Source organism: Pseudomonas sp. NFACC10-1, assembly GCF_900119195.1.
Taxonomy (GTDB): domain Bacteria; phylum Pseudomonadota; class Gammaproteobacteria; order Pseudomonadales; family Pseudomonadaceae; genus Aquipseudomonas; species Aquipseudomonas cerasi.
On sequence record NZ_FPJB01000011.1, the window covers coordinates 101,171 to 126,572 of the forward strand.

At 58.2% G+C, this 25,402-nt stretch carries 22 protein-coding genes and 1 pseudogene; 17 read left to right on the top strand and 6 right to left on the bottom strand.

Going from position 1 to position 25,402, the window contains the following annotated elements; genetic code table 11:
- Nucleotides 1-219 precede the first annotated feature (219 nt).
- On the bottom strand, nt 220-675 hold the full coding sequence (trmL, locus tag BT119_RS25215; protein WP_002551469.1) for a tRNA (uridine(34)/cytosine(34)/5-carboxymethylaminomethyluridine(34)-2'-O)-methyltransferase TrmL: 456 nt from the start codon (nt 673-675) through the stop codon (nt 220-222).
- Between trmL and BT119_RS25220 the strand changes: the two genes are divergently transcribed.
- The 7 genes and pseudogenes from BT119_RS25220 to BT119_RS25260 all read left to right on the top strand — a co-directional run bounded on the left by BT119_RS25220 (nt 674) and on the right by BT119_RS25260 (nt 7,485).
- Nucleotides 674-1,114 carry a hypothetical protein gene (locus BT119_RS25220; RefSeq protein ID WP_003372188.1) on the top strand — a complete coding sequence of 147 codons (441 nt, stop codon included), beginning with the start codon at nt 674-676 and terminating at the stop codon, nt 1,112-1,114. The genes trmL and BT119_RS25220 overlap by 2 nt on opposite strands.
- A gap of 1,024 nt (nt 1,115-2,138) precedes the next feature.
- On the top strand, nt 2,139-3,485 hold the full coding sequence (locus tag BT119_RS25235) for an OprD family outer membrane porin (RefSeq protein ID WP_003434682.1): 1,347 nt from the start codon (nt 2,139-2,141) through the stop codon (nt 3,483-3,485).
- A gap of 169 nt (nt 3,486-3,654) precedes the next feature.
- Nucleotides 3,655-4,292, top strand: a pseudogene (locus tag BT119_RS25240) (peroxiredoxin).
- Between the two features lie 350 nt (nt 4,293-4,642).
- A complete protein-coding gene (locus tag BT119_RS25245; RefSeq protein WP_060708402.1) occupies nt 4,643-5,608 on the top strand; it encodes a sulfonate ABC transporter substrate-binding protein in 966 nt (321 codons plus the stop codon).
- 28 nt (nt 5,609-5,636) lie between these two features.
- On the top strand, nt 5,637-6,434 hold the full coding sequence (gene ssuC, locus BT119_RS25250; RefSeq protein WP_003413534.1) for an aliphatic sulfonate ABC transporter permease SsuC: 798 nt from the start codon (nt 5,637-5,639) through the stop codon (nt 6,432-6,434).
- Nucleotides 6,431-7,243: an aliphatic sulfonates ABC transporter ATP-binding protein gene (ssuB, locus tag BT119_RS25255; RefSeq protein WP_003427335.1), complete on the top strand. Its 813-nt coding sequence runs from the start codon at nt 6,431-6,433 to the stop codon at nt 7,241-7,243. Before ssuC ends, ssuB begins: the two co-directional genes overlap by 4 nt.
- Before the next feature lie 26 nt (nt 7,244-7,269).
- The gene (locus BT119_RS25260) at nt 7,270-7,485 is read left to right on the top strand and encodes a TOBE domain-containing protein (RefSeq protein ID WP_002555770.1); all 216 of its coding nucleotides are present in this window, start codon (nt 7,270-7,272) and stop codon (nt 7,483-7,485) included.
- 459 nt (nt 7,486-7,944) lie between these two features.
- Here the strand turns inward: BT119_RS25260 and BT119_RS25265 are convergent, their stop codons facing one another.
- Both BT119_RS25265 and BT119_RS25270 read right to left on the bottom strand, forming a co-directional pair.
- Nucleotides 7,945-8,577, bottom strand: coding sequence for a TetR/AcrR family transcriptional regulator (locus BT119_RS25265; protein WP_044310199.1), 633 nt, complete (start codon nt 8,575-8,577; stop codon nt 7,945-7,947).
- Nucleotides 8,578-8,739: 162 nt separating this feature from the next.
- On the bottom strand, nt 8,740-10,116 hold the full coding sequence (locus tag BT119_RS25270; RefSeq protein ID WP_003413528.1) for a glutamine synthetase family protein: 1,377 nt from the start codon (nt 10,114-10,116) through the stop codon (nt 8,740-8,742).
- A 594-nt stretch (nt 10,117-10,710) separates the two neighbouring features.
- Between BT119_RS25270 and BT119_RS25275 the strand changes: the two genes are divergently transcribed.
- The 7 genes from BT119_RS25275 to BT119_RS25305 all read left to right on the top strand — a co-directional run bounded on the left by BT119_RS25275 (nt 10,711) and on the right by BT119_RS25305 (nt 19,000).
- Nucleotides 10,711-12,069, top strand: coding sequence for a glutamine synthetase family protein (locus BT119_RS25275; protein ID WP_002555767.1), 1,359 nt, complete (start codon nt 10,711-10,713; stop codon nt 12,067-12,069).
- 68 nt (nt 12,070-12,137) lie between these two features.
- Nucleotides 12,138-13,502: an aspartate aminotransferase family protein gene (locus tag BT119_RS25280; RefSeq protein ID WP_046720136.1), complete on the top strand. Its 1,365-nt coding sequence runs from the start codon at nt 12,138-12,140 to the stop codon at nt 13,500-13,502.
- 141 nt (nt 13,503-13,643) lie between these two features.
- Nucleotides 13,644-14,741, top strand: a complete 1,098-nt coding sequence (locus BT119_RS25285; protein ID WP_003382101.1) for a polyamine ABC transporter substrate-binding protein — start codon at nt 13,644-13,646, stop codon at nt 14,739-14,741.
- 171 nt (nt 14,742-14,912) lie between these two features.
- Complete coding sequence (locus tag BT119_RS25290) at nt 14,913-16,007, top strand: polyamine ABC transporter substrate-binding protein (protein WP_003372164.1); 1,095 nt, start codon at nt 14,913-14,915, stop codon at nt 16,005-16,007.
- 55 nt (nt 16,008-16,062) lie between these two features.
- Entirely contained in the window at nt 16,063-17,205 is a 1,143-nt protein-coding gene (gene potA, locus BT119_RS25295) for a polyamine ABC transporter ATP-binding protein (RefSeq protein WP_003372162.1), read from the top strand.
- Entirely contained in the window at nt 17,202-18,122 is a 921-nt protein-coding gene (locus tag BT119_RS25300; protein ID WP_003372160.1) for an ABC transporter permease subunit, read from the top strand. Before potA ends, BT119_RS25300 begins: the two co-directional genes overlap by 4 nt.
- Nucleotides 18,119-19,000, top strand: coding sequence for an ABC transporter permease subunit (locus BT119_RS25305; protein ID WP_003318275.1), 882 nt, complete (start codon nt 18,119-18,121; stop codon nt 18,998-19,000). Before BT119_RS25300 ends, BT119_RS25305 begins: the two co-directional genes overlap by 4 nt.
- A 344-nt stretch (nt 19,001-19,344) precedes the next feature.
- Here BT119_RS25305 and BT119_RS25310 read toward each other — a convergent pair whose 3' ends face one another.
- Nucleotides 19,345-21,732: a penicillin acylase family protein gene (locus BT119_RS25310; RefSeq protein WP_072367104.1), complete on the bottom strand. Its 2,388-nt coding sequence runs from the start codon at nt 21,730-21,732 to the stop codon at nt 19,345-19,347.
- A gap of 270 nt (nt 21,733-22,002) precedes the next feature.
- Here BT119_RS25310 and BT119_RS25315 point away from each other — a divergent pair, with 270 nt between their 5' ends.
- Nucleotides 22,003-22,944 (top strand): phospholipase BipL, encoded by a 942-nt coding sequence (locus BT119_RS25315; protein ID WP_003372156.1) that lies wholly within the window; start codon nt 22,003-22,005, stop codon nt 22,942-22,944.
- Here BT119_RS25315 and BT119_RS25320 read toward each other — a convergent pair.
- On the bottom strand, nt 22,941-23,132 hold the full coding sequence (locus tag BT119_RS25320; RefSeq protein WP_046720133.1) for a hypothetical protein: 192 nt from the start codon (nt 23,130-23,132) through the stop codon (nt 22,941-22,943). The genes BT119_RS25315 and BT119_RS25320 overlap by 4 nt on opposite strands.
- Nucleotides 23,133-23,183: 51 nt before the next feature.
- Nucleotides 23,184-23,942, bottom strand: coding sequence for a DUF2059 domain-containing protein (locus BT119_RS25325; protein WP_003372151.1), 759 nt, complete (start codon nt 23,940-23,942; stop codon nt 23,184-23,186).
- 141 nt (nt 23,943-24,083) lie between these two features.
- Here BT119_RS25325 and BT119_RS25330 point away from each other — a divergent pair, with 141 nt between their 5' ends.
- Nucleotides 24,084-24,719 (top strand): 2OG-Fe(II) oxygenase, encoded by a 636-nt coding sequence (locus tag BT119_RS25330; protein WP_003372149.1) that lies wholly within the window; start codon nt 24,084-24,086, stop codon nt 24,717-24,719.
- A gap of 138 nt (nt 24,720-24,857) precedes the next feature.
- Entirely contained in the window at nt 24,858-25,295 is a 438-nt protein-coding gene (locus BT119_RS25335) for a DUF4399 domain-containing protein (RefSeq protein WP_011269266.1), read from the top strand.
- The last annotated feature ends 107 nt before the right edge of the window (nt 25,296-25,402 follow it).

The window sequence follows — 25,402 nt, forward strand, 5'->3', positions numbered from 1 at the left end:
CAAGAATGGCGGCTGGGCCAAATGGATGCTTTTTATCGAGAAGGAACCCGACGAAGTCGGGCCGGAAACAGGAGCGAAGGACTTTGCTCACTTTGGTCCCTCAAAGTGAGTCGCCGAGGGGCGAAAAGGTGACCTGAGTCGAGCCTGAATCTCACTGAATCGCAGAACCGCTGTGTGATGCGGAGCATCAGTCTGATTAAGCAAATGCCACACTTAGGCCTAAGCAAATCCGTGCTGACGCCATGCCTCATAGACGGCCACGGCCACTGTATTGGACAGGTTCAGGCTGCGGCAGCCCTCACGCATGGGCAGTCGCAGACGGTGTTCGCTGCTCAGCGAGTCAAGAATATCGGCAGGCAGGCCACGGCTTTCCGGACCGAACAGAAAGGCATCGCCTGGCTCGAAGCTCGCATCATGAAAAGGCCGCGAGCCTTTGGTGGTGAACGCAAACAACCTCGGGTTGCCGATCTTCTCCAGGCAGCTTGCGAGGTCAGCATGTGTCTGCAGCGTGGCATACTCGTGATAATCGAGCCCGGCACGGCGCAGGCGCTTGTCGTCCAGCTCGAAACCCAAGGGTTCGATCAAATGCAGGGTGCAGCCACTGTTGGCGCATAGCCTGATGACATTGCCGGTATTCGGCGGAATTTCTGGTTGAAAAAGGATGACGTGAAACATGCACGGCTCCGAACGAAAGGACGGGATGCATTCTACCCTTGAAGAGGACCCGAGACCGAAGCTATGGCCGCGTGTTCTTGGTTCCATGGCGATTGTCGGGTTTACCGTGGGCACGATTATCGGCCGTCTGCAGCAGCCTGACCCGGTTGAACTGGAGCAGATCGAAGAATTGCCTGCCGGTCTGGCGCTCTGGTTCAACGAAGAACCGAAGTATCGCGGCGCGACGGTGGATGGTGCCGTAGTACTCAACGTCGATGCGTCAGGACAGCCGTGGACGGGCCAACTGAGGTTCGACAATAGGGTTGCGCGCTGGAAGGTGGAACGGGGAGAGAAGGGGTTGGTGCTGACGCTCTTGGCAGCCCGTCCACTTCATGGCGACTGGCGCACTGAGAAGGTGGACGGGCGCTGGAGACTGGAGGTCAGTCTCCGGGAGGAATAAAAGAGGGGAATCCCCGGCCTGCCTGTACCAAGGTCCCCAAAACTGGTGATGTAATACCTATTGCAGGGGGCGTGCCAGTTTTCAAATCGTTTCAGAAAAAACGCATCCGCGTGTGAGACGGGTCCTCTCTGTGTGATGCCATGCTTTATTTGTGCGGCGCATAACTCTTTGAATTATAAATATTTATACATGTTCTTCGAGTGCCGAAGGTGATTTGGCTATAGAACGGAGCCGTAGTGCAGCGTCGCTCATCCCTCGTAACGTAGTACATGTTCCAGCCTTCCGGTTTTCAGGAGTGCACTCAATTTGCGCACCACGAGGGTGCAAAAAACCATACTGATGCACTCATTCATTCGAACTCGATGATGGACCGTCCCAGTCTCATGCATAAATGAGCCGTTTGCGCATTGGCCAATCGGCTGGCTGTTACAGCGCCCGACACCAGAATTGCCTTTTTGTTCACGTGGGCTACAGTGAAGGGCAGCTCGGAAGGCCGAAAAACGCTTGAAAATGGCCCCAAAAAGCAAAGTGAAAAAAAATTTTTGTGCTTGAACGAGGTGCGCCGTCAAAGTGATGACAACTGTCACATTAACTGACTAATCTCCCCGAAGTTCCCGTAATACAAGGCTTTCGCCAGTTTTGCATCTGTACTCTACTGGCGGAGATCGAGACCGGTGAAGGTGCATTTTTCCGGTCGAGCGCACGAAAATGATAGATCTGACGAACGGTACCAAAATAAATTTTGGGAATTGCGCAATTAGGTCGATACACTCCGTGACGTCTTGGCTGACACGAGTTGTGACATATGCCTGAATGTTCTTAGGATCTGCAAAACGGTTCCTTTGGAGCATGAAGAATTCTCACTAATTCGTGCGGCCACCGACATACGCGGTCTAGTCAAAAGTCGGGGTAGACAGAATCCATTGACCTCCAGGTCGGGACTGTCGCCTATCGCAATATCTCTGGGTCAGGGCAGCGCCCGGCACCAGAGACATAAAAAATTAGATTCACGAGGAGCGTAGTAATGAAGAAGTCCACCCTGGCCTTGGCCGTAACCGTCGGTGTATTGGCCCAGCAGGCCGGTGCAGCTGGTTTCCTTGAAGACAGCAAAGCGTCCGTTAGTTCTCGTACTCTGTATTTCAACAACGACCTGCGTGAAGGCGTTCGTGCTTCCGACCAGCGCGAAACCGCTACCGGTCTGAAATTCGACTACCTCTCTGGCTTTACTCAGGGCACCGTCGGTTTTGGCCTCGATGCACAAGCTGTAGTAGGTCTGCATTTGGGTGGCGGCATTGAGCACCATAATGCCAACACGACCAACACTGTAGTTCCAACCGACACTGACGGCTCTTCGGTCAGCGATTGGTCCCGTGTAGGCGCCAACGCCAAGATGCGCTTCTCCAAAACTGAATTGAAGGTCGGTAATGCTCTGGCGCCGAACTTGCCGATTCTGGTCAGCAACGATGGTCGTCTTTTGCCTCAGGCTTTTGAAGGCGGCATCCTGACTTCCAAGGATCTGGATAACGTTACCTTCACCGCTGGTCAACTGAACAAGTCTATCGGCCGTGCTTCGAGCAACTGGACTGACCTGTCCGTTGCTGGTGCTTCCCAGACCGCCGACCAGTTCCGTTTCGCTGGTGCAGACTGGAAAGTCACCAAAGACCTGACCCTGCAGTACTACTACGCCAACCTGGAAGATTTCTACAAGCAACACTTCCTGGGTCTGGTTCATGTTTACCAGATCGACAACGACCAGTCCTTCAAGACTGACCTGCGTTATTTCAACAGTAGCGCTGACGGCAAAAACAGCCAAGCCGAAGCAGGCTATCGTTTCAACAACAACGGTGGTTACGCCTCTCACACCGGTGAAGTCGACAACCAGACCTGGTCTGCCATGTTCACTTACTCCCTGGGCGGTCACGCGCTTATGGTCGGTCACCAGCAAGTGGGGGACAGCGGCGGCATGGTCTATCTTGGCCAGGGCAACGTAGTTGACGGTCGCGGCCGTCCTGAAGGTAACGGCGGTTCGAGCTTCTACCTGTTCACTGACTCGATGATCAACGGGTTCAACCGTGCTGGTGAAAACACCACCTTCGGTCAGTACTCGTATGACTTCGCCAAGGTTGGTGTTCCTGGTCTGAAGGCGGCGATTGCTTACTTGAGCGGTGATGACATCCGTGACGTCAATCGCAATCTGGGTAGTCACTCCGAGTGGGAGCGTGATATGCGCGTTGACTACGTAATTCAGAGTGGTCCGCTCAAAGGCTTCGGTACAACTGTGCGTCACGGCAGTTTCCGAGGCGACTCCGCTACTACTGCTGATACAGATCAAACCCGCATCCTCTTCAACTACACCTACAGCTTCATGTAAGTGTATTGATGCTCAAAGAGACCCCGCCCCGTGCGGGGTTTCTTTTGCCTGTTTTTTGATATTCCTGACAGATCTATAAAGCGCATTATTTATTCTTTTTAACTTTCCTCGACAGGGCGCACAGTAGTGCTATACCAAGGCCTACCTGATAAAGACAAGGAGCAACACCATGACACTGCGACTTGGCGACATCGCCCCTGACTTCGAGCAGGAATCCAGCGAGGGTCGTATCCGATTTCATGAATGCTCGGCAACAGCTGGGGTGTGTTGTTTTCTCATCCGGCTGACTTCACGCCGGTGTGCACCACAGAACTGGGTTTCACCGCCAAATTGAAAGACGAGTTCGCCAAGCGCAGCGTAAAAGCCATTGCGCTGTCGGTGGACCCGGTCGATTCGCACATCAAGTGGATCGACGATATCAACACCACGCAAAACACCTTGGTCAACTTCCCGATTCTGGCCGATGCCGACCGCAAGGTCTCCGACCTGTACGACCTGATTCATCCCAATGCCAACGACACACTGACTGTGCGCTCGCTATTCGTGATCGATCCGAGCAAGAAGGTGCGTCTGACGATCACCTATCCGGCCAGCACCGGGCGTAACCTCCACGAGATTCTGCGCGTTATCGACTCTCTGCAATTGACCGACAACTACAAGGTCGCCACGCCCGCCAACTGGGTGGACGGTGATGACGTAGTGATCGTGCCGTCGATCAAGGATGAAGCCGAGATCAAGCAACGCTTTCCCAAGGGCTATAAGGCAGTCACGCCCTATCTGCGCCTGACACCACAGCCAAACCGCTGATTTTCGATCTACCAAGCGTGGGGTTATTCGGGCCGATTTATCGGCCCTTTTTTATTGTTCCCTGCCGCTGGCTGCGTCGCTGGATCAACCGCGGACGCAGAGCATGGGCGCGATAGCTGAGATTATCGTTCCTCACGCTCCAGCCTGGGAATGCAGGTCGTGACGCTCTGCGTCACAGGTCCGCAACGCGCAGGCAACGGCACCTCCCTTATATTCATTTATGGAATAACTAAATGAATAAATAAGATTTATAGATATAAAAAAGGGCTGTTAATGTCGTGCCTATTCCCACCTTGCTCGTCCCTCACCGGTCGAGCAGGGGATCACCCCAAATAGGTAAAGGAGCGCATATGCGCACTGTCATTTTGCGTCGAAGCCTTGTCGCGCTGTTTGCTGCTGCGGTCGCTCTTGGTGCGGTCACTCAGGCCCAGGCGGAAGATCTGCGCATCGGTTACCAGAAGTACGGCACGCTTGTGCTGCTCAAGGCCAAGGGCTCGCTGGAAAAGCGTCTGGCCGAGCTGGGCGTTAAAGTCCAGTGGACCGAGTTTCCCGGTGGCCCTCAACTGCTTGAAGGCCTGAATGTCGGTTCCATCGACTTCGGCGTCACCGGCGAAACGCCGCCAGTCTTCGCTCAGGCCGCAGGCGCGGATCTGCTGTATGTCGCCTATGAGCCGCCAGCGCCGACCAGTGAAGCCATCCTGGTCCCCAAAGACTCCCCGATCACCTCGGTCAAAGACCTGAAGGGCAAGAAAGTCGTCCTCAATAAAGGCTCGAACGTCCATTACCTGCTGGTCAAGGCACTGGAAGATGCCGGTCTGAAATACACCGATATCCAGACCGTCTTCCTGCCTCCGGCCGATGCGCGTGCCGCTTTCGAGCGCGGCAGCGTGGATGCCTGGGTCATCTGGGACCCTTACCAAGCCGCAGCTGAAAAGCAATTGCAGGCGCGGACCTTGAAAGACGGCACCGGCATTGTCGACAACCATCAGTTCTATCTCGCCACCAAGCCATACGCGCAGAAAAACCCAAAGGTCATTCAGGCCCTGATCGAGGAGGTCCGTGCGGTGGGCGAATGGTCCAAGGCCAATCCCGATGAAGTGACCCAACAGGTCGCACCGTTGCTGGGGTTGCCGGCCGACATCACCCTGACCTCGGTAAAGCGTCAGGGCTACGGCGCGCAGTTCCTTACCCCGCCGGTGGTGGCGGCACAGCAGAAAATCGCTGACACCTTCTACCAGCTCAAGCTGATTCCAAAGCCGCTCAGCATTGCTGATGTGGTCTGGACACCCCCTGCTGCTGTTGCTCAAGCACAGTGATCGTCAGGCCCTTCGAGGAGACAACTCCATGAGCCTCAGTGCTTCGCAACGCATCGTTCACCGACTGGCGCCCTGGGCTCTTCCTGTCCTGTTGTTGGCAGTCTGGCAGCTATCGGTCAGCGCCGGCTGGTTATCCACACGCATTCTGCCCGCACCCAGCGCGGTCATCGAAGCGGGCATAAACCTGGTCGCCAGCGGCGAAATCTGGACGCATCTGGCGATCAGCGGCTGGCGCGCCGGGATCGGATTCGCCATTGGCGGCGGCATCGGTCTGGCGCTGGGCTTCATTACCGGCCTGAGCAAATGGGGCGAGCGTCTGCTGGACAGCTCGGTGCAGATGATCCGTAACGTGCCGCACCTGGCGCTGATTCCGCTGGTCATTCTGTGGTTCGGCATTGATGAGACCGCCAAGATATTCCTGGTCGCGCTGGGCACCCTGTTCCCGATTTACCTGAACACCTACCACGGCATCCGCAACATCGATCCGGCACTGGTAGAAATGTCCCGCAGCTATGGCCTGTCAGGTTTCAGCCTGTTCCGTCATGTGATCCTGCCGGGCGCCATGCCTTCGATTCTGGTCGGCGTGCGCTTTGCGCTGGGCTTCATGTGGCTGACGCTGATCGTGGCGGAAACCATTTCTGCCAGCTCCGGCATTGGCTACCTGGCGATGAATGCGCGGGAGTTTCTGCAAACCGACGTCGTGGTGCTGGCCATCGTGTTGTACGCCGTACTCGGCAAGCTGGCCGATCTGGCGGCGCGAGGCCTGGAACGTGTCTGCCTGCGCTGGCACCCGGCCTATCAAGTGAGCAAAGGCGGTGCCGCATGACCAGTCTGAAACAGCAACCTCCACACTTGCTGCGTGGCATCCCGCTGGCAGTACGCAAGCTGAAAAAAGCGTTCGGTGCCCGTGAAGTGCTCAAGGACATCGACCTGCACATCCCTGCCGGTCAGTTCGTCGCCATCGTCGGCCGCAGCGGTTGTGGCAAAAGCACACTGTTGCGTCTGCTCGCCGGCCTCGACAAACCAACGCAAGGCCAACTGCTCGCCGGCTCTGCACCATTGGACGATGCCCGCGAAGACACACGATTGATGTTTCAGGAAGCGCGCTTGCTGCCCTGGAAAAAGATCATCGACAACGTCGGCCTCGGGTTGAGCGGCGACTGGCGGGCGCAGGCCCTTGAAGCGCTTGAGGCCGTCGGCCTCGCCGAGCGCGCCAATGAATGGCCTGCCGCATTGTCCGGCGGTCAGAAGCAGCGCGTTGCCTTGGCTCGTGCACTGATTCACAAGCCGCGTCTGCTGTTGCTCGACGAGCCGTTGGGCGCGCTGGATGCCCTGACCCGGATCGAAATGCAGCAACTGATCGAAAAGCTGTGGGGCCAGTATGGTTTCACGGTGCTGCTGGTAACCCACGACGTCAGCGAGGCCGTGGCCATTGCCGACCGGGTGATCCTGATCGAAGAGGGGCAGATCGGTCTCGATCTGCTGGTCGACCTGCCACGTCCGCGTGTTCGTGGTTCGCATCGCCTTGCGGCGCTGGAGGCTGAAGTGCTCAACCGTGTGCTGGCCCTGCCGGGTTCGCCACCTGACCCGGAACCGTTTTCGCCACTGCCTACGCAATTGCGCTGGGCAAATTAACCCTGATACCCAAAGGAAGACATGCCATGACTATTAAAGCCATCAACGTTCGCAATCAGTTCAAAGGCACCATCAAGGAAATCGTCCACGGCGACGTACTGTCGGAAATCGACGTACAGACCGCGTCGGGTGTCGTGACCTCGGTCATCACCACCCGCTCGGTCAAGGAGCTGGAGCTGGTCGTCGGCAGCGAAGTCATCGCCTTCGTGAAGTCCACTGAAGTCTCCATCGCCAAGCTATAAACGATGGGCAAAAAACACCCTGGACGGTCCTGACCCTCCGGGGTTTTTGCTTTTTACCTAGCAGTTATGCGAGGTAGCGACGTATCGGTTTTGCCGGATGCTGACAGCTGGCTCTATTCGAAGAAACTGCCATGACCTCATCAACCCAGTAAAGCAGCTCCATCGAGGCCGAGTAAAAGACGAGGAGGGCATCAAATAGGCTTTGCCAGAAGAGATCCTGTCGTGAGGAGTGCACGCCAAAAATATTATGCTGCACTTAAAGCTGCCGGTATTAAAAAGCCTAAGCCTGACAGTCCTATTTATATTAATGGCACGCTAGAAACTGAAGCTTTCGCTGCAAGAATTAAGTATTTTCAAGAGAAGATAAATTATAGGTCCAGAATTGAAGCGAGAAAAAAGAGACCAGGCTAAGTATCTACAGAACCCGAGAGAACAAATAAATCCACTCGGTCGTAATTCTCAATCTGCCCTCTTCACCAAAAACACCGGCAAATACAACCCCAGATAAGCATCAAATACCCGCATCCCTTCCTCAGCCATGCGCGGTGTGATCTCGTCATGCAACTGCACCGACCGCGCATACACGCGATCCCCCAGTTCCATGGCCAGCGCAAACACGTCTACATCGTCCGGCAGTGCGGGCAACTGGAAATGGCGGTCAAACACTTCAAGCATCAAGTGCCCCAGCTCAATATCGTGCTGGCGGTCGGCCTGGTTGATTTCGGTCAGGCCGTGCTGGGCAAGGATCAATTGGCGGGCGGCGGCGTCGGCGTTGTAGATGGCCAGCATGCGCAGTTCGACGATGCGTGACAGGTCGCGCCAGGTAGTGAGCTGGTCGTGATCGATGGGGGCCTGCAGCGACGCGCGAAAGGCGGCGTGGATGTCGGCGGTCAGTGCTTCAAGCAGTGCAGGGACGCTGGCGAAGAAGTGGTACACCGACGAGGGCGGAATGCCGGCGCGCTCGGCAACGCTGTAAATCGACAGGCTGGCCACTCCTTGTTCGGCAAGCAGCGTGCGCGCGGCGTCGAGAATCGAATCGATTCTGGCCTGGCTGCGTGCTTGAGGTTTGCGAGGCGTGGCGGCGCGTGTCATGGGCGTGGCTCTTGGTTGGGCTGCGGGCATTGTAAGGGATTCTGACGGGATGAATCGCTGTCGTCGCCAAACGATCATCGCTCCCACGCTGGAAGGGGAGCGCACCAAACAAAAACGCCGCAAGGCTCAAAGCCTGCGGCGTTTTGTGTTACTCGGCCTCAATCAGACCGTATGCAGATACCAGTTGTACTCGAGGTCGGAGATGGAGTGTTCGAACTCTTCCAGCTCGCTCTCCTTACAGGCCACGAAGATGTCGATGTATTTCGGGTCGATGTACTTGGCCATCACCGGGTTATCGTCCAGCTCGCGCAGTGCATCACGCAGGTTGTTCGGCAGGCTTTGTTCATGCTGCTCGTAGGAGTTGCCTTCTACCGGGGCGCCAGGCTCGACCTTGTTGACCAGGCCGTGGTGCACGCCCGCCAGGACCGAAGCCATCACCAGATACGGGTTGGCATCGGCACCGGCAACGCGGTGTTCGATACGTACCGCGTCGGCGGTGCCGGTCGGTACGCGAACGGCGACCGTACGGTTGTCCAGACCCCAGGTCGGCGAGTTGGGCACATAGAACTGCGCACCGAACCGGCGATACGAGTTGACGTTCGGGCACAGGAAAGCCATTTGTGCCGGCAGGGTCTCGAGCACACCGCCGATTGCATGACGCAATGCGGCGTTCTGCTCGGGATCCTCGCTGGTGAAAATGTTCTTGCCATCGCGATCCAGGATCGAGATGTGAACGTGCAGACCATTACCCGCCTGACCCGGATAGGGCTTGGCCATGAAGGTCGTGTCCATCTCGTGATCGTAGGCGATGTTCTTGATCAGGCGCTTGAGCAGTACGGCGTAATCGCACGCCTTGATCGCGTCGGCGACGTGGTGCAGGTTGACTTCGAACTGGGCCGGGGCGCTTTCCTTGACAATGGCGTCGGCAGGAATGCCTTGTTCCTTCGCACCTTCGAGGATGTCCTGAAGGCAGTCGACGTATTCGTCGAGGTCGTCGATCAGGTAGACCTGTGTCGAGTGCGGGCGTTTGCCGGAGATCGGCGAGCGGGGCGGTTGTGGGCGACCGTTCACGTTCTCCTGATCGATCAGGTAGAACTCCAGCTCGAACGCTGCGCAGATGGTCAGGCCCATTTCGTCGAATTTGGCGACGACCTGGCGCAATACCTCACGCGGGTCGGCGAAAAACGGGTCGCCTTCGAGTTCGTGCATGGTCATCAGCAACTGCGCGGTAGGGCGCTTTTGCCATGGCTCGTTGCACAGGGTGTCAGGGATGGGATAACAGATTCGGTCAGCATCACCGATGTCCAGGCCCAGGCCGGTGCTTTCCACCGTGGAGCCATTGATATCCAGAGCAAATAAAGAGGCAGGCAGGTTGATGCCCTTCTCGTAAACCTTATGGAGGCTGGTGCGTTCGATGCGTTTGCCACGCACCACACCATTCATATCTGCAATCAGAAGGTCAACGTACAGAACCTCAGGATGTTCCTTAAGGAACGCGTTCGCTTCGTTAAGCTGAACGGCACGCGGGGGTACCGACATGATGCAACACCTTTGTTGTTAAAAATATCAATCATCAATGATTGCGGATCTCAGTCAATCCGAAAGCCATGATGAAGTCAATAGAGCCTTTTTTTGCCCTAAAACTGCGCCATATGGCCTTTTTTGCCGCTATTTAGGGCGTTTTATTCCGTTTCTGACCGCTGTTAAATACGAGCTAGAGCGGCCTGTCTTCTATTTTTAACGGGTTGTTGTATAAAAAAATGAACGAGGCTAAGCTCGATCGCAACCCAGTAGAGCAACAATAGCGGGGGTCCTATGCTTCACCTTTCCCTGGTCGACACGCGACTATCAAGTCCGTACAGCGCTCATCATGCCTGTGATATCGGTGCTCGTGGTGGGTTGCCACACTTTGCGACACCCCTGAACGGCTATCGAAGCCAGTCTGCTCTACTCTCAGCGCTGGACATTACCACTATAACGGCGTCGTCAGTGTGACCGCTGCCGTCTGGAAATCCGGCCCCGCAGCTGTCACCTTACCCCTAATCGGCGTCTGCCGAAACGAGTTGTACATCATGACGCCGATGCGTCTGGAACGCCTGATCACGATCAGGACAATAAAACCCTGAGGTATTTATGAGTACCAACCTCGACCAGCTCACCGATTGGTTGAAAGAACACAAGATTACCGAAGTCGAATGCATGATGTCCGACCTCACCGGGATTACGCGCGGCAAGATCTCGCCGACCAACAAGTTCATCGCTGAAAAAGGCATGCGCCTGCCTGAAAGCGTGCTGTTGCAGACGGTGACCGGCGACTACGTAGAAGACGATATCTACTACGAGCTGCTGGACCCGGCAGACATCGACATGATCTGCCGTCCCGACCAGAACGCGGTGTATCTGGTGCCCTGGGCGGTCGAACCCACTGCGCAGGTGATTCACGACACCTACGACAAGCAGGGCAACCCCATCGAGCTGTCGCCGCGCAATGTGTTGAAGAAGGTCCTCAAGCTTTACGCCGATCAGGGCTGGCAGCCAATCGTGGCGCCGGAGATGGAGTTCTACCTGACCAAGCGTAGCGACGACCCGGACTATCCGCTACAGCCACCGATCGGGCGCTCCGGGCGACCGGAAACCGGTCGTCAGTCGTTCTCGATCGAAGCCGCCAACGAATTCGATCCGCTGTTCGAAGACGTCTATGACTGGTGCGAACTGCAGAATCTGGACCTGGACACGCTGATCCACGAAGACGGCACGGCGCAGATGGAAATCAACTTCCGTCACGGTGATGCCTTGTCGCTGGCCGACCAGATTCTGGTGTTCAAACGCACCATGCGCGAAGCCGCCCTCAAGCACGACGTCGCGGCAACCTTCATGGCCAAGCCGATGACCGGCGAGCCAGGCAGTGCGATGCACTTGCACCAGAGCATCATCGACATCGAGACCGGCAAGAATATCTTCTCCAATGAAGACGGGACCATGAGCGAGCTGTTTCTGAACCACGTCGGTGGTCTGCAGAAGTTCATCCCCGAGCTGTTGCCGCTGTTCGCACCCAACGTCAACTCGTTCCGGCGCTTTCTGCCCGACACTTCGGCGCCAGTGAACGTCGAGTGGGGCGAAGAGAATCGCACCGTCGGTCTGCGTGTGCCGGACGCCGTACCGCAGAACCGTCGCGTGGAAAACCGTTTGCCGGGTGCCGATGCCAACCCTTATCTGGCCATCGCCGCCAGTCTGCTGTGCGGCTTCATCGGCATGGTCGAAGGCATCAACCCGAGCGCACCGGTGGTCGGGCGGGGTTACGAGCGGCGTAATCTGCGTCTGCCGTTGACCATCGAAGACGCGCTGGAGCGTATGGAAAACAGCAAGACCATCGAAAAATACCTGGGCAAGAAATTCATCATCGGTTACGTCGCGGTCAAGCGCGCCGAGCATGAAAACTTCAAGCGCGTGATCAGTTCGTGGGAGCGGGAATTCCTGCTTTTCGCCGTCTGATCACGCAGAGCGCCGCTGCGATTGATGCGCGGCGCTCTGCCAACTGACCTGATCAAAGGAAGTGCTGCATGAGTGCCAACAACCCGCAAACCCTCGAATGGCAGGCCCTGAGCAGCGAGCATCACCTGGCACCGTTCAGCGACTACAAACAATTGAAAGAGAAAGGCCCGCGCATCATCACCCGTGCCGAAGGCGTTTATCTGTGGGACAGCGAGGGCCACAAGATCCTCGATGGCATGTCCGGCCTGTGGTGTGTGGCCATCGGTTATGGCCGCGAAGAACTGGCCGACGCAGCCAGCAAACAAATGCGCGAGCTGCCGTACTACAACCTGTTTTTCCAGACCGCCCACCCGCCCGTGCTGGAGTTGGCCAAGGCCATTTCCGAGATTGCACCGCAGGGCATGAACCATGTGTTCTTCACCGGTTCTGGCTCTGAAGGCAATGACACGATGCTGCGCATGGTTCGTCATTACTGGGCGCTGAAAGGCCAGCCGAACAAGAAAACCATCATCAGCCGCGTCAATGGCTACCACGGCTCCACCGTCGCCGGTGCCAGCCTGGGAGGCATGACGTACATGCACGAGCAGGGCGACCTGCCGATTCCGGGGGTGGTGCACATTCCCCAGCCATACTGGTTCGGCGAAGGCGGCGACATGACGCCGGACGAGTTCGGTATCTGGGCTGCCGAGCAACTGGAAAAGAAAATTCTCGAACTGGGCGTCGAGAACGTCGGTGCGTTCATTGCCGAGCCGATCCAGGGCGCGGGCGGTGTGATCGTCCCGCCCGATTCCTACTGGCCGAAGATCAAGGAAATCCTTTCCCGCTACGACATCCTGTTCGCCGCCGATGAGGTGATTTGTGGTTTCGGGCGTACCAGTGAGTGGTTCGGTAGCGATTTCTACGGCCTCAAGCCGGACATGATGACCATCGCCAAAGGCCTGACCTCCGGTTATGTACCGATGGGCGGCCTGATCGTGCGCGATGAAATCGTCGCGGTGCTCAATGAGGGCGGCGATTTCAATCATGGCTTTACCTACTCCGGGCACCCGGTGGCTGCGGCGGTGGCGCTGGAGAACATCCGTATCCTGCGCGAAGAAAAGATCGTCGAACGGGTCAGGTCGGAAACGGCACCGTATTTGCAAAAGCGTTTGCGTGAGTTGAGCGATCATCCGCTGGTGGGCGAAGTCCGGGGTGTCGGTTTGCTGGGGGCCATCGAGCTGGTGAAGAACAAGACCACCCGCGAGCGCTATACCGACAAGGGCGCGGGAATGATCTGTCGAACCTTCTGCTTCGACAATGGCCTGATCATGCGGGCTGTGGGCGATACCATGATCATTGCGCCACCGCTGGTGATCAGTTTTGCGCAAATCGATGAGCTGGTCGAGAAGGCGCGCAAATGCCTGGATCTGACGCTGGCGGTGTTGCAGGGCTGAAAACGCAAAAAAAGCGTCGATTCAAGCGCAATGTGCATTGTTTGAGGGGCTTCGGCTTGAAAGCCTGCCCAGGAAGTTGCCAGACTAATGGCTACACGCCGCTAACTGACGGTCAGTGATAAAAATACATTGGAGCTACGCATGAAAAAATTTGGCAAGACCCTTCTCGCGCTGTCCCTGATGGGCGTTGTGGCCACTGCTGCGCAGGCCGATGACAAAGTGCTGCACGTCTATAATTGGTCCGATTACATCGCGCCGGACACCGTTGCCAAATTCGAGAAAGAATCGGGCATCAAGGTGGTCTACGACGTTTTCGACAGCAACGAGACGCTTGAAGCCAAATTGCTTGCTGGCAAATCCGGCTATGACATCGTCGTGCCGTCCAACAACTTCCTGGCCAAGCAAATCAAGGCCGGCGTTTATCAGGAGCTGGACAAGTCCAAGCTGCCGAACTGGAAGAACCTCAACGAATCGCTGCTCAAGGCCGTGTCGGTCAGCGATCCGGACAACAAGCACGCATTCCCGTACATGTGGGGTTCGATCGGTATCGGCATCAACCCGGACAAGGTCAAGGCTGCGCTGGGCGCCGATGCGCCGGTCAATTCCTGGGACCTGCTGTTCAAGCCGGAGAACGCTGCCAAGCTGAAGTCGTGCGGCATCAGCTTCCTCGATTCTCCGACCGAAATGCTGCCGATTGCCTTGCATTACCTGGGCTACCCGACCGATTCTCAGGACAAGAAGCAGCTCGCCGAAGCTGAAGCGCTGTTCATGAAGATTCGTCCATCGATTGGCTATTTCCACTCGTCCAAGTACATCTCGGACCTGGCCAATGGCAACATCTGCGTCGCAGTCGGCTATTCGGGTGATATCTACCAGGCCAAATCCCGCGCTGCCGAAGCCGGTGGCAAGGTGAAGGTTGCCTACAACATTCCGAAAGAAGGCGCCGGCAGCTTCTATGACATGGTCGCCATTCCCAAGGATGCCGAAAACGTCGAGGGTGCCTACAAGTTCATGACCTTCCTGATGAAGCCGGAAATCATGGCCGAGATCACCAACGCCGTACGCTTCCCGAACGGTAACGCGGCGGCTACGGCGCTGGTCGACAAGGAAATCACCAGTGACCCTGGCGTTTATCCACCTGCCGACGTACAGGCCAAACTGTATGCAATCGCTGACCTGCCTGCAGCTACGCAGCGGATCATGACCCGCAGCTGGACCAAGATAAAATCAGGTAAATAAGCCTGTCATCAAACCTGTGGATGCTGCGTAGCCTCGGCCGCGCAGCAGCCAGCAGACAGGAATATTGCCTAAACCTTTGCTGGTTGGGCTCATAGACGGTAAGTTGCGCGCCGGTTTGGTTTTCCGGACGCCCTCCGGCGCTCAGGCCCCTCTGTTAAAAGGACTCATTCTTTGTCTATTTCTATTCTTTCCAAAGCCTTGCTGGCGGCTGCCGGGCTGACACTGTCGATCAGTGCCCAGGCTGAGTCCACCGTGCATATTTATAACTGGTCCGATTACATCGGCAAGACCACCCTGGCGGACTTCGAAGCCGCTACCGGCGTCAAGCCGATGTATGACGTGTTCGACTCCAACGAAACCCTGGAAGCCAAGCTGCTCGCCGGACGCACAGGTTATGACGTGGTGGTGCCGTCCAATCACTTCCTCGGCAAGCAGATCAAGGCCGGTGCGTTCCAGAAGCTCGACAAGTCGCTGCTGCCCAATTACAAGAATCTCGACCCGGCGCTGCTCAAGCGTCTGGAGAAGAACGATCCGGGTAACCAGTACGCCGTGCCGTACCTGTGGGGTACCAACGGCATCGGTTACAACGTCGAAAAGGTCAAGGCCGTGTTGGGCGTCGACAAGATCGACTCCTGGGCCGTGCTGTTTGAGCCGGAGAACATCAAGAAGCTCTCCAGCTGTGGCGTAGCGTTTCTCGACTCCGCCGATGAGATGTTGCCTGCGGTGCTCAACTACATGGGGCTGGACCCCAACAGCACCAAGGAAGCCGATTACAAGAAGGCCGAAGCCAAGCTGCTGGCGATTCGTCCTTACGTGACCTATTTCCACTCGTCCAAATACATCACCGACCTGGCTAACGGCGACATCTGCGTCGCCGCAGGTTTTTCGGGGGATGTGTTCCAGGCCAAATCCCGGGCTGAAGAAGCGGGCAAGGGCGTGAAGATCGCCTACAGCATCCCGAAAGAGGGCGGTAACCTGTGGTTCGACATGCTGGCGATCCCGGCGGACTCGAAAAACATCAAGGAAGCCAGTGCCTTCATCAACTACATGCTCGACCCCAAGGTGATCGCCAAGGTCAGCGATGAAGTCGGTTACGCCAACCCCAATCCCGCCTCCGGCGAGTTCATGGACCAGAGCATCCGTACCGATGAAGCGGTTTATCCGCCTCAGGAAGTGCTGGACCGCCTGTTCGTGAACAGCGAGTTGCCACCCAAGGTGCAACGTCTGATGACCCGCAGCTGGACCAAGGTCAAGTCGGGCAAATAAAAATCCAGCACCCGGCCATATGGGCCGGGTTGCCTACCTGTTGGGAGTTTCACCCATGGCAGTTGCCTCCGGCGCCTACAAGAAAGCCATCGAAGGCGGTCAGCAACCCAAAGAGGTGCTGGTCAGGATCGATCGGGTCACGAAGAAGTTCGACGAGACGGTCGCGGTGGACGATGTGTCCCTGCAGATCAACAAGGGCGAGATCTTCGCCCTGCTTGGCGGCTCTGGCTCCGGCAAATCGACACTGCTGCGCATGCTGGCCGGGTTCGAACGGCCAACCGAAGGCCGTATCTACCTCGACGGTGTCGACATCACCGACATGCCGCCGTACGAACGCCCGATCAACATGATGTTCCAGTCCTATGCGCTGTTCCCGCACATGACCGTGGCGGACAACATCGCCTTCGGCCTGAAGCAGGACAAGCTGGGCAAGCCGGAAATCGAAGCCCGCGTGGCGGAGATGCTCAAGCTGGTACAGATGACCCAGTACGCCAAGCGCAAGCCGCATCAGCTGTCCGGCGGTCAGCGTCAGCGTGTGGCCCTGGCCCGTTCGCTGGCCAAAAAGCCCAAGCTTTTGCTGCTCGACGAGCCGATGGGCGCGCTGGACAAGAAACTGCGTTCGCAGATGCAACTGGAACTGGTAGAGATCATCGAGCGCGTTGGCGTGACTTGTGTGATGGTGACTCACGATCAGGAAGAGGCCATGACCATGGCCGAGCGCATCGCGATCATGCACCTGGGCTGGATCGCGCAGATCGGCAGCCCGATCGACATCTACGAAACCCCGACCAGCCGTCTGGTCTGCGAATTCATCGGCAGCGTCAACCTGTTCGAAGGTGACGTGATCGAAGACATGGAAGCCCACGCGCTGATCCGCAGTCCCGAGCTGGAGCGCAATATCTATGTCGGCCACGGCGTCAGTACGTCGGTGGAAGACAAGCACATCACCTACGCCCTGCGCCCTGAGAAGCTGCTGATCACCACCGAGCAGCCAGGCTTCGAATACAACTGGTCGCGCGGCAAGGTCCACGACATCGCCTATCTGGGCGGTCATTCGGTGTTCTACGTCGAGCTGCCGGGCGGCAAACTGGTGCAGTCGTTCGTCGCCAACGCCGAGCGTCAGGGCGCACGGCCTACCTGGGGCGATGAAGTCTACGTGTGGTGGGAAGACGACAGCGGCGTGGTACTGCGCTCATGAAAATCCGCAAGATCAAGCGCGCGTTCGAGCGCATAAAGCCCAACGGGCGGCAGATGGTCATCGGCGTGCCGTTCCTCTGGCTGTTCCTGTTCTTTGCCCTGCCGTTTCTGATCGTGCTCAAGATCAGCTTCGCCGAGGCCGACGTCGCGATCCCGCCGTACACCGAAATCTTCAGCTACGCCGACGAAAAGCTGCAGATGGTCCTCAACTTCGCCAACTACACCTTGCTCAGTGGCGATGACCTGTACGTTTCGGCCTATCTGGGCTCGCTGAAGATGGCCTTCATCAGCACCTTGCTGTGCCTGCTGATCGGCTATCCGATGGCCTATGCCATCGCCAGCGCGCGCAAGGACCTGCAAACCGTGCTGTTGCTGCTGATCATGATGCCGACCTGGACGGCGATCCTGATCCGCGTCTACGCCTGGATGGGCATCCTCAGCAACAACGGGCTGCTCAATGCATTCCTGATGTGGCTCGGGCTGATCGACGCGCCGTTGCAGATCCTCAACACCAACCTGGCGGTGTACATCGGCGTGGTCTATTCCTACCTGCCGTTCATGATCCTGCCGCTGTACGCCAACCTTGTGAAGCACGACACCAGCCTGCTGGAAGCCGCGTCCGACCTGGGTTCGAGCACCTTCAACAGTTTCTGGAAAATCACCGTACCGCTGTCCAAGAACGGTGTGATCGCCGGCTGCATGCTGGTATTCATTCCGGTGGTCGGCGAGTTCGTGATTCCCGAGCTGCTCGGCGGCCCGGAAACCCTGATGATCGGCCGCGTGCTGTGGCAGGAATTCTTCAACAACCGTGACTGGCCGGTGGCTTCGGCGCTGGCGGTCATCATGCTGCTGGTGCTGATCGTGCCCATTATCCTGTTCAACCGCAGTCAGGCCAAAGAACTGGAGGGCAAGGCATGAACCGCTTTCGATTCTCGAACCTGATGCTGGTTCTGGGTTTGCTGTTCATCTATGCGCCGATGGTGATTCTGGTCATCTACTCGTTCAACGCCTCGCAGCTGGTGACGGTCTGGGGCGGCTGGTCGGTGAAGTGGTACGTCGGCCTGCTGGACAACTCGCAACTGATGGGCTCGGTGATGCGCTCGTTGGAAATCGCCTGCTACACCGCCGTTGCTGCGGTGGCGCTGGGAACGATGGCTGCGTTTGTGCTGACCCGCATCAGCCGCTTCAAGGGCCGCACGTTCTTTGGCGGGCTGGTTACAGCTCCCCTGGTCATGCCGGAAGTGATCACCGGTCTGTCGCTGTTGCTGCTATTCGTGGCCATGGCGCAATTGATCGGCTGGCCGCAGGAACGAGGCATCATGACCATCTGGATCGCGCACACGACGTTCTGTGCGGCCTATGTGGCGGTGGTGGTGTCGGCGCGCCTGCGTGAGCTGGACCTGTCGATCGAAGAGGCTGCAATGGACCTGGGTGCCCGTCCGTGGAAAGTGTTCTTGCTGATCACCATCCCGATGATCGCGCCATCGCTGGCAGCCGGGGGCATGATGTCCTTCGCGCTGTCGCTGGACGACCTGGTGCTCGCCAGCTTCGTCTCCGGGCCCGGCTCGACGACCTTGCCGATGGAAGTGTTCTCTGCCGTGCGTCTGGGCGTGAAGCCTGAAATCAACGCCGTGGCGAGCCTGATCCTGCTGGCCGTGTCACTGGCAACCTTTCTGGTCTGGTTCTTCACCCGCCGCGCCGAAAACAACCGCAAGCGTGCGATCCAGCAGGCTATCGAGGAAAGCGCGGCAGATGCCTGGAAGCAGCCTGATCCGAGGCGTGCTCCGGCGGCCTGAAAACCTGATCGTGCCGGGAGGGCGTGGGAGCGAGCTTGCTCGCGAACTGCCAGGTACCGGCAGCAACTAGCTATCTCGGTTTATCGCTCCCACGCTCCAGCGTGGGAGCGCAGCTCTGGACGCTCTGCGTCCGATCTCGATAGCGCGGTGCTACGCAGACTTGTGACGCGGAGCGTCACGAAAGGCATGCCAACGCAGAGCATTGGCACGATAGTCAAATCCGGTTGTGCCTGATGTACCGTACGTGAAGGTTTCACTGTCGGTGCCCGACAGTTTGCGAGCAAGCTCGCTCCCACGCCCTCCGGGCAGAAGCCCCGTTTCCGGACTCGGCGCAAAGCGTGTCGCTAGGCCCCCGGCACCAGCCGCAAAACCCCTTCCGTATGCTCGGCCACGTCCTTCTCGCTGAAGCGCTGCGGCAGGTACTCGCCGTTCACGAAAGCCTTGGCCTGATCCGAGTAGTGCTTGTCGAACGGCACGCCGCTTTGTCCCACCGGATTTATCCCCAGGCTGTGCGCCGGGTCGGCGAAGTCGATCAGGCGGCGGGTCGAGGGGCCGTAACCGACTGGCCACGGGGCAGGACGGATGCTCGATGACAGGTTGTTCGGCACCTCATGCGTGCCCGGCGCGGCATACGGGCCGACGTTAAAGATCATGTCCAGCGGCTTCTGCGAACCCAGCGGGTGGCCTTGAGTCAAGGTATGCGCCTTGCCCCACACCCATTCATCCGGGTTGGTGCCATACAGCGACCTCAAGTGCGAAACAGTGGCGCGCCAGGCCACCTTGACGGTGTTGGCACGGCTTTCTTCGTGGGGTGAATTGCGATTGTTCCACCACGGGGAGTCGGCATCGGTGGCCAGGCGCGGCAGCGCGGCGTCCAGGACGCGGGTCGACAGCAGTGTTTCAAACATCGCGTCGCCCAGTTCGTCGTGAAAGGTCTCTTCGGTCAGGTCGAACAGGAACTGATTGAACAGTGTGGCACCCACCGAATTGACCGGGTAATCACCTTTCCAACTGGCCAGTCGCTCCACGAGTGCCAGTTCGTCCGGGTCGCTGACAGCGCTGCGCAGTACCGGAATCAATGGCCTGAGAATGCTCGGTGCATAGTCGGTCTGCGTGCCCAGTTGCAGCGCCTTGCTGGCGGCCAAGTCCCATTTGATGCTGGAGTCACTGAGTTGCCGGTTCAGCGCCTGGCCGCGTTCGGCCGGGTTGTAGTAGCCGGGAATCGGCATGCCGTTCGGCGACTGTGGCTGGAAGTTGGCCGACACGATGTAGCCACTCGCCGGGTTTTCTTCGTGCGGGTTGGCGCTGAACGGGTAAAAGCCGAGCTTATCGGCCTGTGCCGTGCTGCCGTCCAGAATGAAACTGGGGTTGACGCCCTGCGGACGGATCGGCAGTTGCGCCGCCGCCCACCAGCCGATATCGCCTTTGGCGTTGGCCCAGACGATATTGAGGCCCGGCGACTGAATCTTCTCGGCCGCGCTACGCATCTTGTCCAGCGTATCGGCGCGGTTGGTCTCATAGAAACCGTCCAGCACCGGGTTGGCGGATGCCAGAAACGACCACCACATCGCGATTGGCGTCTGGCCGGCGTTCTTGCCCATCACGTTGTTGACGATCGGTCCGTGCGGCGATTCGAGCAGCGTCAGTGTGACCGGGGCCTGGCCCTTGACGGTGATTTGCTGCTCGGTGCGTTTCATGTCCACCCATTGCCCGTGGTACCAGACCTGATTCGGGTTGTCCGGGTTGGTCTTCTCGGCGATCAGATCCACGTCGTCGTTCTGAAACATGGTCAGGCTCCAGCCGAAATCCATGTTATGGCCCAGCAGCGCGAACGGGTTGAGCGCCGGAAAGTGCCCGTACAGTTCGAAACCCGGTGCCGATAGCTGCGCTTCGTACCATATCGAAGGCACCGAGAAGCGGATGTGCGGGTCGCCCGCGAGAATCGGCTTGCCGCTTTGCGTGCGGCTGCCGGAAATCACCCAGGCGTTGCTACCCTCGAATTGCGGCAGGCCAGCATCTTCAAGCGTCTTGTGACTCAACTGCGCCAGTTGATTCAGACCCTTCCAGTCGGCGTCGGCCAGTGCCGGTTTCGAGTCGAGCATGCCGTCCGGGTGCCAGTCCAGGTCGAAGACTTTCAAGTACTCCGGGCCGAGCTGGTCGCGGACGTAGGTCAGCAGTGGCTCGGTTCTGAACGCCGCAGCAAAACTGTAAGCCAGATAGCCGGCGATGCTGACCGTGTCTTCTGTGGTGAACGGTCGTCTGGGAATGCCCAGCGCGTCGAACTCCATCGGCCTTGCGTGGGTATCCTGATACTGGTTGATGCCGTCGATGTAGGCTTCCAGCGCTTTCCAGGTGGGGGTGTTCTTGTCCTGGTGTGCGACATACGCATCCGCATGTTCACGAATGCGCAGGCTGCGAAACAGCTTGTCGGTCTCGAGCAGATTCGGCCCCAGTACTTCTGCCAGCTCACCGCGTGCCAGGCGACGCAGCATTTCCATCTGGAACAGCCGGTCCTGAGCATGGGCATAGCCGAGCGCGCGGTAAAGGTCGGCTTCGTTCTCGGCGCGGATGTGCGGCACGCCACGCTCGTCGTAGCGCAGGGTGACGGGGGCCTGAAGACGGCTCATGGCGATCTCGCCGTCACGTACCGGCAGTTTGCTATTTACGTACCAGCCCGCGCCACCCGCAAGCAGGGCGAAGATGATGGCTAGAATGAAGAGGCTGCGTTTCATCCGGTTTCTCTGTAAATGGCGTAGGCGGGAATTAAGACTATCGTTGTGACGCGGTTGATTCGATGAAACCCGATACAAGAGCCCGTTCGAAACGGCTTCAGGGCGAATTCGGGCAGGTGAGCTCGCGAGCATCGCCCAATGTGCAGACAGCAATGTGCACGTTCAATGACAGATGTCTGCGATTACAGCCGCTTAGCTTGCCATGCCGGGGCAGACAGAAGAATATCGTTACACAACTTTACGAGTCATTTGTTGAAATCTGGAAACCACATGTCCGTCACGTTCGACCCCGATAACCTGCGTGCCAGCCTGCTGCCGCTGAGCGTTATTGATCCGCTTTCCATGGAGGGACTGGCCTATCAGCGCTTCTACGGTCTTGCCGGACTGTGTGGCGAAAACGTCATACGCAGCTGGCTGGGGCGCCTCGATGTGGCGGGCTATGAGGTGGTCGGGCAGGTCTGGCTGCCTGACAATCCGGTCGCCACGCTGTTTCTGTTTCACGGCTTCTATGACCACATGGGCCTGTACCGGCATGTGATCGAGTGGGCTCTGGAGCAAGGCTTTGCCGTGATCGCCTGCGACCTGCCGGGGCATGGTCTGTCGAGCGGCAGTCGCGCCTGTATCAATGACTTCGCCGAATACCAACTGGTGTTGCAACGCCTGCTGCTCGAAGCCGAAGGCCTTGGCCTGCCACATCCCTGGCACCTGTGCGGACAAAGCATGGGCGGTGCCATCGTGACGGATCACCTGCTTCATCAGGGGGCAGACTCGCCCGCGCAGGGTGAGGTGATCCTGCTGGCACCGCTGGTCAGGCCGCGTGCCTGGGGCTGGTCGCGTCTGAGTTATCACCTGCTCAAACCGTTCGTGAAGGGCATTGCCCGCCGTTTCACCGAAAACTCCAATGCACCCGCGTTCCTGCCTTTTCTGATGGCCGATCCGTTACAGCCGCTGCGACTGCCCACGGCCTGGGTCGGCGCGCTGGCGCAATGGATCGTGCGTGTCGAAAGCGCGCCGCGCAGCCTGCGCAGCCCGCTGATCATCCAGGGTGAGGCGGACATGACGGTCGACTGGTCGCACAATCTGGCGATTCTGAAAGACAAATTCAGCCAACCGCAGATTCTGATGCTCGGGCATGCCCGGCATCATCTGGCCAACGAAACGCCAGAGCTGCGGGCTCGGTACTTTGATTTTCTGAAAGGGCGACTTCGTTAGACTTTTTCAGCCTTGCCGGCCTGCAGCGCCTTGACCTGTCGGCGCAGGCGATAGTTTTCAAGGGCCAGTACGACGAGCATCAGCGCCCCAAACACGGCAAAGGCGTCCTTCCCCAGAGAACTCCAGAACAGCCAGGAGAAAAAGGCCATTACGATACCGGTGGCGAGCAAAGCCAATGAGTCTTTCATACGCTGGTGTCCATTCCTTTGACCTCAGGCGCTTGAAGGCCTGAACGGTTTTTACTGTCCGGGATTCAGGCTCGACGCACTCTGTCCGACCGCCAGACCGGCACGAATCGCGGCAAGAGCGGCCTGGTAATAGGCTTTGCCTTCCGGCGACTCGGCGAAGGTCGAGAATTCTTCGAGCTCAGGGTCCGACAGGTCGCGATAGACGTATAGCAGCGTGTTGTTCAGGTCAGCACTCATCTGCGCCATCAGGCGCTCGCGCTGGCCTTCGAGCATGCCCTGCGCCTGTCCTCCGCCCAGCAGGCCGGGGATCATCTGGCTCAGGCTGTCGGCGGCAACGCCTGCGATGGCAAGACTGACTTCCGCGCCGGCCTCTCTGGCAGGCAGTGCCTGGGCCAGATGGCCGATCAACAACTGACGCGTCGCGTCTGCTTCGATATGCGGCAGCCCCTGGGCATGTTTGGCCAACTGATCGGCGCGGGTGGCGGTCAGCTCGGCATTGACGATCTTGCGGCCCAGCGGTGACTGGAAAAACTGCAGTGACGGGGCAGGGTCCTTGAGGCTTTCACGCAGGCGCTTCGACGCGCGCTGGTCCATGGCCTGGGGGGCGAAACGTTGATTGCTGTTGTTGACCAGCGCTTGATAAACCGCAGGCGGCAGGTTGTTGCTGTAACGCTGTTGGGCAGCCTTGAGGGCATCGTTGAAATGCGCGCGCTGTTCCGGCCAGCCTGCAGACTTGTACAACTGATCGTAGCTGTCTGCCCAGGCAGGTGAGGTGCAGAACATCAACAGCAAAACAAACAAACGACGCATTGGGGACTCCTGTCGGCAGGCCGCTATTCTCCCGGTGTTAGCGTGGATTTGTCGAGTTATGAGTGCCTTCGGTGAATGAAATCTCATGCGTTTGATACCGCATGTATAAGCCTCTGTCCGATTTCAGGGCTTATGGATACTATGCACGCCATGCGCATACCCTCTGACCACCCACTGCTGTTACGAATCGTCGACGATCTGGCCGCCAACGGCTGGTCGCAGCAGAATATTTTCCTGCCCGAAGCTCTGACTCTGGAACTTGAGCAAGAGTGCCGCAAACGTGCAGCCGAAGGCGAGCTCGAGCCTGCCGCGATTGGCAAGGGAACCGCGCTGGAAATACGCGAGGGTATTCGTGGCGACCGCATTCAGTGGCTCGAGCCGGGGCAGGTGCAGTGCTGCGACCACTATCTTGAGCTGATGGACAGTTTGCGTCAGGCGCTCAATCGCGGCCTTTTCCTCGGCCTGGAAGATTACGAAAGCCATTTTGCGCTGTATCCGCCGGGTGCCCGCTACCTCAGGCATGTGGACCGATTCCGCGATGACGACAGGCGCATGGTGTCGGCGGTGCTCTACCTCAACAACGCCTGGCTGCCCGAGCACGGCGGTCAGTTGCGCATGTACCTCAAGGACGAAGTGGCTTACGACGTTCAGCCTACGGGCGGCTGTCTGGTGGTCTTTCTGTCCGGCGAAATTCCCCATGAAGTCATGCCCGCCAGTCGTGATCGTCTGTCACTGACGGGGTGGTTCAGACGCCGGGGCAACGAGCTGTTCCAGTGACCTGCGGGCTGCGTTCATGAAAACAGTTTCATCAACGCAATGAGCCATTGGGCCTGACTGCGGTCTATCGTGAGCACTCCTGAACCGACGGATTCGTCGTGTGAGGGTCGACTTACGTCAACTGCAGCCGGAGCAATCATGAAATCCTTATTTTCTGGAACGATGGTCGCCGGACTGTTGCTCAGCGCATCCATGCTGGCCAGCGCCGCCGATATACCCCGCACCGCAGCCCCTGAAGGCGCCGAGGTGTACATCATCTCGCCCAAGGACGGTGAAACGGTCACCTCACCGTTCAAGGTGCAATTCGGCCTCAAGGGTATGGGCGTCGCGCCTGCGGGTGTCGATGTGCCCGAGACCGGTCACCATCACCTGCTGATCGACGTGAAGGACCAGCCGGCGATGAATGCACCCCTGCCGGTCAGCGATAACATCCGCCACTTCGGCAAGGGCCAGACCGAAACCGAAATCAACCTGCCGCCGGGCCAGCACACTCTGCAATTGCTGATGGGCGACAAAGGCCACATGCCGCTGAACCCTTCGGTCGAGTCGAAGAAGATCACCATCAATGTGAAGTAGGGCTGTCAGTGCTTGTGTGACGCAGAGCGTCACGAACGGCATTCCCACGCTGGAGCGTGAGGAACGATCGGTGTCCGGAAGAACACTGATCGTGCCCATGCTCCGCG

Excerpts from the sequence above, each read along its gene's own strand:
- BT119_RS25335 (WP_011269266.1), top strand. The coding sequence starts at position 24,858 with ATGAAATCCTTATTTTCTGGAACGATGGTCGCCGGACTGTTGCTCAGC.
- BT119_RS25220 (WP_003372188.1), top strand. The coding sequence starts at position 674 with ATGCACGGCTCCGAACGAAAGGACGGGATGCATTCTACCCTTGAAGAG.
- BT119_RS25315 (WP_003372156.1), top strand. The coding sequence starts at position 22,003 with ATGTCCGTCACGTTCGACCCCGATAACCTGCGTGCCAGCCTGCTGCCG.
- BT119_RS25310 (WP_072367104.1), bottom strand. The coding sequence starts at position 21,732 with ATGAAACGCAGCCTCTTCATTCTAGCCATCATCTTCGCCCTGCTTGCG.
- BT119_RS25265 (WP_044310199.1), bottom strand. The coding sequence starts at position 8,577 with ATGACACGCGCCGCCACGCCTCGCAAACCTCAAGCACGCAGCCAGGCC.
- BT119_RS25235 (WP_003434682.1), top strand. The coding sequence starts at position 2,139 with ATGAAGAAGTCCACCCTGGCCTTGGCCGTAACCGTCGGTGTATTGGCC.
- ssuB (WP_003427335.1), top strand. The coding sequence starts at position 6,431 with ATGACCAGTCTGAAACAGCAACCTCCACACTTGCTGCGTGGCATCCCG.
- BT119_RS25320 (WP_046720133.1), bottom strand. The coding sequence starts at position 23,132 with ATGAAAGACTCATTGGCTTTGCTCGCCACCGGTATCGTAATGGCCTTT.
- BT119_RS25330 (WP_003372149.1), top strand. The coding sequence starts at position 24,084 with ATGCACGCCATGCGCATACCCTCTGACCACCCACTGCTGTTACGAATC.
- potA (WP_003372162.1), top strand. The coding sequence starts at position 16,063 with ATGGCAGTTGCCTCCGGCGCCTACAAGAAAGCCATCGAAGGCGGTCAG.
- trmL (WP_002551469.1), bottom strand. The coding sequence starts at position 675 with ATGTTTCACGTCATCCTTTTTCAACCAGAAATTCCGCCGAATACCGGC.
- BT119_RS25300 (WP_003372160.1), top strand. The coding sequence starts at position 17,202 with ATGAAAATCCGCAAGATCAAGCGCGCGTTCGAGCGCATAAAGCCCAAC.
- BT119_RS25270 (WP_003413528.1), bottom strand. The coding sequence starts at position 10,116 with ATGTCGGTACCCCCGCGTGCCGTTCAGCTTAACGAAGCGAACGCGTTC.
- BT119_RS25245 (WP_060708402.1), top strand. The coding sequence starts at position 4,643 with ATGCGCACTGTCATTTTGCGTCGAAGCCTTGTCGCGCTGTTTGCTGCT.
- BT119_RS25285 (WP_003382101.1), top strand. The coding sequence starts at position 13,644 with ATGAAAAAATTTGGCAAGACCCTTCTCGCGCTGTCCCTGATGGGCGTT.
- BT119_RS25305 (WP_003318275.1), top strand. The coding sequence starts at position 18,119 with ATGAACCGCTTTCGATTCTCGAACCTGATGCTGGTTCTGGGTTTGCTG.
- BT119_RS25275 (WP_002555767.1), top strand. The coding sequence starts at position 10,711 with ATGAGTACCAACCTCGACCAGCTCACCGATTGGTTGAAAGAACACAAG.
- BT119_RS25325 (WP_003372151.1), bottom strand. The coding sequence starts at position 23,942 with ATGCGTCGTTTGTTTGTTTTGCTGTTGATGTTCTGCACCTCACCTGCC.
- BT119_RS25280 (WP_046720136.1), top strand. The coding sequence starts at position 12,138 with ATGAGTGCCAACAACCCGCAAACCCTCGAATGGCAGGCCCTGAGCAGC.
- ssuC (WP_003413534.1), top strand. The coding sequence starts at position 5,637 with ATGAGCCTCAGTGCTTCGCAACGCATCGTTCACCGACTGGCGCCCTGG.
- BT119_RS25260 (WP_002555770.1), top strand. The coding sequence starts at position 7,270 with ATGACTATTAAAGCCATCAACGTTCGCAATCAGTTCAAAGGCACCATC.